Below are 4,446 nucleotides of genomic sequence, written 5' to 3'. Positions count from 1 at the left end.
CGCATCAGGTTTTTCGATAGATAATCTATTCCCATGCAGGACGAGAATCTCACCACCGCCCACCGCATCGCCGAGGCCATCACCGAGCGGATCGTCAGCGGCGCGCTGCCGCCCGACGCCCCGCTGCGGCAGGACCACATCGCGCGCGAGTTCAGCTCCAGCCACGTGCCGGTGCGCGAGGCATTCAGGCAGCTCGAGGCGCTCTATCTCGTCGTTGCCGCCCCGCGGCGCGGCGTGCGGGTGGCGCCGCTCGATGCCCGGTCGACCAAGGAGATCGTCGAGATGCGGGTCGCGCTCGAGGTCATCGCGCTGCGCAACGCCGCGCCGCGCTACACGCCGGCGCATCTCGCCGCGATCGAGCTGGCGCTGATCGAGGCCGACAATGCCGAGACGATTGCGGAGTTCGAGACCGCCAACCGCGCCTTCCACCGCGCCCTCGTCACGCCCTGCGCGATGCCGCGCCTGCTCGCGAGCCTCGACGGGCTGCGCCTCGCCAATTCCCGCCTCGTGCTCGCCATGGCCCGCACCGCCGGCTGGCGGCCACGCAGCAATGGGGATCACCGCCTGATCCTGCAGGCGCTGCGCGAACGGCAGATCGGGCACGCGTGCGAACTATTGACGCGGCACAACCAGACGATCGAGCGTCTGGCGCGACCGGGCATCGCGTAGTTGGCCGCTGCGGGCGCATCAAGGGCGATGAACGGTCGCGCTTGTGCTGGAGTCCGTTCTGCGGCGACCATCAATGCCACCATCTCTCTGCGTTGACATGACGCAGAGGTCGGGACTCATGCACCGCAGCAAGCAGACCGGACACCCCGCGTGCGGAGCTGACGCAGCATCGTCGGCAAGACGCGCCGAGAAAATTCGGACCGCGCAAGTCTGGATTCGCGCGATGATTGGGATAAGCTTGCAGCAATACGCATAATAACGACAACGAGACCCGGGAGGACATCATGCTCGACACCACGCTTGCCGCGCGCGTCCAGGCCTTTCTCGACAAGTTCGAGGCCACGCTGGCGGCCGGAGATCTCGACGCCGCCGTGAGCCTGTTCGCTCCTGAATGCTACTGGCGCGACCTCATCGCCTTCACCTGGAACATCAAGACGATGGAAGGCCGCGACCAGGTCCGCGACATGCTCGGCTCCTGCCTGCCGCATGTGAAGCCGCACAACTGGAAAATCGCCGAAGGCGAGACGCCCACCGAGGCTGACGGCGTGACCGAGTCCTGGATCTCGTTCGAGACCGAGGTCGCGCGCGGATACGGCCTGATCCGGCTCCAGAACGGCCAGATCTGGACGCTGTTGACGACGATGGTCGAGCTGAAAGGCCATGAGGAAAAGGCCGGCTTCACCCGGCCGCTCGGCGCCCGGCACGGCGTCAATCCCGGCGCCAAGACCTGGAAGGAATTGCGCGACGAGGAAACCGAGCAGCTCGGCTTCAAGATCCAGCCCTACGTCGTCGTCATCGGCGGCGGCCAGGGCGGAATAGCGCTCGGCGCGCGGCTGCGCCAGCTCGGCGTGCCCGCCATCATCATCGAGAAGAACGCCCGGCCCGGCGATTCCTGGCGCAACCGCTACAAGTCGCTCTGCCTGCACGACCCGGTCTGGTACGATCATCTGCCCTATATCGACTTCCCGAAGAACTGGCCGGTGTTCGCGCCCAAGGACAAGATCGGCGACTGGCTGGAGATGTACACCAAGGTCATGGAGCTGAACTACTGGACCGGCACCACAGCCAAGCATGCCGCATGGGACGACGCCAGGAAGGAATGGACCGTCGTCGTCGAGCGCGACGGCAAGGAGATCACGCTCAGGCCGAAGCAGCTCGTCTTTGCGACCGGCATGTCGGCCAAGCCGAACATGCCGCAGTTCAAGGGCATGGACAGCTTCAAGGGCGAGCAGCACCACTCCTCGCGCCATCCGGGCCCCGATCGCTACAAGGGCAAGAAGGTGGTCGTGATCGGCTCGAACAATTCCGCGCACGACATCTGCGCCGCGCTGTACGAGGCGGGCGTGGACGTGACCATGGTGCAGCGCTCGTCCACCCATATCGTGCGCTCGGATTCGCTGATGGAATCCCTCGGCGATCTGTATTCCGAGCGCGCGGTCCGCAGCGGCATGACGACGGCGAAGGCCGACCTGATCTTCGCCTCGCTGCCCTACAGGATCCTCAATCAGTTTCAGAAGCCGGTCTACGACAAGATCCGCAAGGACGACGCCGACTTCTACGCGGGGCTGGAGAAGGCCGGCTTCCGCGTCGATTTCGGCGACGACGAGTCCGGGCTCTTCATGAAGTACCTGCGCCGCGGCTCGGGCTACTACATCGACGTCGGCGCCTCGCAGCTGATCATCGACGGCAAGATCAAGCTGGTCGCGGGCCAGGTCGAGGAAATCACGCCTGACGGCGTCAGGCTCGACAACGGCAAGGAGCTGCCCGCCGATGTGATCGTCTACGCCACCGGCTACAGCTCGATGAACGGCTTCGTCGCCGATCTGATCAGCCGGGAGATGGCGGACAAGGTCGGCAAGGTCTGGGGACTCGGCTCGAATACGACCAAGGACCCCGGCCCTTGGGAGGGCGAACAGCGCAACATGTGGAAGCCCACGCAGCAGGAAGCGCTCTGGTTCCACGGCGGCAATCTGCACCAGTCGCGCCACTACTCGCAATTCCTGTCGCTTCAGCTGAAGGCGCGCTACGAGGGCATCCCGACGCCGGTCTATGGCCTGCAAACTGTCCATCACAAGGCCTAGGATCGCGCCGGGCTCCCCGGCAGGTATGGCCTATTCCGACGCGAGCCCGGCAACCCCTGCGCGCACGCGGGATGGAGAATTCTCTGGCGGCTGGTTCGGCAGCGGTCAGTCCCGCTTGCTGCTTTGAAGCGGCCGTTTTCGAGCGGCCGTCTCCGGCACGTGACAATCGGTTCGAGAGACAGAGGACCGGAGGAGCTGCGAGTCCCGCCGAGAAGCCGGCATGAGATGTCATCGTGTCGCGCAGGTCTGTCGGCCAAAATCGCCCAGCGACCTGTTGGTCGCGACACCGTACGGACCGCGGAAGCTGGACATGCGGATCTCATCCGACGGGTCGTCAGCCGTCAAACATTCACCAAAGAATTGACCTATTCGCCACAGCTGCCCGACCGGTGCGGCCGGGCGGAACGGGAGGTTTCGACATGCGCGGAATGTTGCCACCGGGCGAAGCGCGGATGCGTATGTGCGTCATGCAGATCGACAAACGCGGGCGGTGGACGTACCGGGACTGGGCGAGATGGCGCTTCTTGTGGAAGTTCTTCCCCTGGTATGCGCGCGAGATGCGTTATCGCGGAGATTTTTGTATCGCAGCGGGCTGCATGCACTGGTTCTGGGAGGACGCGGACAAGAAGGAGCGAGGCTATTGCTCAGCGGCGGTCTCGCGGACACAGCACATGATGTGGCAGGATGAATGGGAGGGGCAGAATGACCGACTAGCTCCTCGCGTCGCGAAGACTTTGCCGCGGAGATAGCCAGTGCGGGACGCCCCGGCTCGCGGGGCTCACGAAGCGATCAGCAACGTTGTTCCGCTAACGGCCACGCGTCCCTGCCCCACTCGAATCGGGACTAGAGACGGCCGTTCAAATCAAGACGCAACGCGAGAGTCGGTCAGCGAACAGGATCGCCTTGACCCATGTGGCTGTTCATTGCTGCCATCATCGTGTTCGTCCTGACCCTGGTCATAAGCGGCCTCCTGATGCTCCGATATGGCCTGCGCGACAACCAGTCGCTCCCTCCCAGCCGAGCGGCCGAAACGACACTCATGGTCGGAACGCTGATCGCCATCGCCCTCGCCATCGCCGCATTGCTGTGAGCGGCAACGAGCCATAGACGGACGTTTCGGACGAGAACTCCGTCGCACATAACGATTCAAAAGTCCTGATTGCTGCCCATCATTCGGCGCCGAGGCCCCGCCAAACCGATCCGACAACCAATCCACCGCCGCCATCGTGCTGGCGTCAAACGCGGCCTTCCGGTCGATCAGTATTTGCGTCCGGTTGTCTCCCAAGAGCAGACGTTCCAGGCGGCGACCGGCAGGTCTGAGATGGGCCAACAGCAGACGTCCAGTGCTGTCGCTGGTTCACGTTGATTTAGCCGGGACAAAGGCGACGGCCAACTCGCACCAAACCGGGACGTCGCTGGCGAACTGGAAGAAGTCATCGAAATAGACGAGGCCCAGAGCGGTGAGCCTCTGCGTCAGAGCTTCGAGTGCCTCTCGACCGAAGCTTGGACCGAACGTGAGAAGTTCTTGATCCGCTCCGAACGGCTTATCGGCCTCAACGGCAGCCAGCACGGCCTGATAAGGCACGCCTCGCTCGGTCAAGGCATGACGCCGGATGACAATCCCATATTCGGCGGTGACGGCAACAAAACTCATTCTTTGCCCTCTATCGTGAGACATCTTTCAGGATGCCTTACA

4 protein-coding genes are annotated in these 4,446 nt (G+C 63.8%); 3 read left to right on the top strand and 1 reads right to left on the bottom strand.

The window, feature by feature from the left end; genetic code table 11:
• Positions 1-33 precede the first annotated feature (33 nt).
• The 3 genes from BRAS3809_RS01325 to BRAS3809_RS01310 all read left to right on the top strand — a co-directional run bounded on the left by BRAS3809_RS01325 (position 34) and on the right by BRAS3809_RS01310 (position 3,840).
• On the top strand, positions 34-669 hold the full coding sequence (locus BRAS3809_RS01325; RefSeq protein WP_008960298.1) for a GntR family transcriptional regulator: 636 nt from the start codon (positions 34-36) through the stop codon (positions 667-669).
• Positions 670-953: 284 nt separating this feature from the next.
• The gene (locus tag BRAS3809_RS01320) at positions 954-2,750 is read left to right on the top strand and encodes an NAD(P)/FAD-dependent oxidoreductase (protein WP_008960297.1); all 1,797 of its coding nucleotides are present in this window, start codon (positions 954-956) and stop codon (positions 2,748-2,750) included.
• 910 nt (positions 2,751-3,660) lie between these two features.
• Positions 3,661-3,840, top strand: a complete 180-nt coding sequence (locus BRAS3809_RS01310) for a hypothetical protein (protein ID WP_008960295.1) — start codon at positions 3,661-3,663, stop codon at positions 3,838-3,840.
• A gap of 267 nt (positions 3,841-4,107) precedes the next feature.
• Here the strand turns inward: BRAS3809_RS01310 and BRAS3809_RS01305 are convergent, their stop codons facing one another.
• The gene (locus tag BRAS3809_RS01305) at positions 4,108-4,404 is read right to left on the bottom strand and encodes a hypothetical protein (protein WP_008960294.1); all 297 of its coding nucleotides are present in this window, start codon (positions 4,402-4,404) and stop codon (positions 4,108-4,110) included.
• Between the last annotated feature and the right edge of the window lie 42 nt (positions 4,405-4,446).

The sequence above is a fragment of the Bradyrhizobium sp. STM 3809 genome (genome assembly GCF_000239795.1).
In the GTDB taxonomy this organism is placed as follows: domain Bacteria; phylum Pseudomonadota; class Alphaproteobacteria; order Rhizobiales; family Xanthobacteraceae; genus Bradyrhizobium.
Note: the sequence above shows the minus strand (reverse complement) of the source record. Positions and strands in the feature narration are given on the sequence as shown.

Bases quoted from the DNA above. Each gene is read 5' to 3' on its own strand.
- BRAS3809_RS01305 (WP_008960294.1), bottom strand. From the start codon at position 4,404: ATGAGTTTTGTTGCCGTCACCGCCGAATATGGGATTGTCATCCGGCGT.
- BRAS3809_RS01325 (WP_008960298.1), top strand. From the start codon at position 34: ATGCAGGACGAGAATCTCACCACCGCCCACCGCATCGCCGAGGCCATC.
- BRAS3809_RS01320 (WP_008960297.1), top strand. From the start codon at position 954: ATGCTCGACACCACGCTTGCCGCGCGCGTCCAGGCCTTTCTCGACAAG.
- BRAS3809_RS01310 (WP_008960295.1), top strand. From the start codon at position 3,661: ATGTGGCTGTTCATTGCTGCCATCATCGTGTTCGTCCTGACCCTGGTC.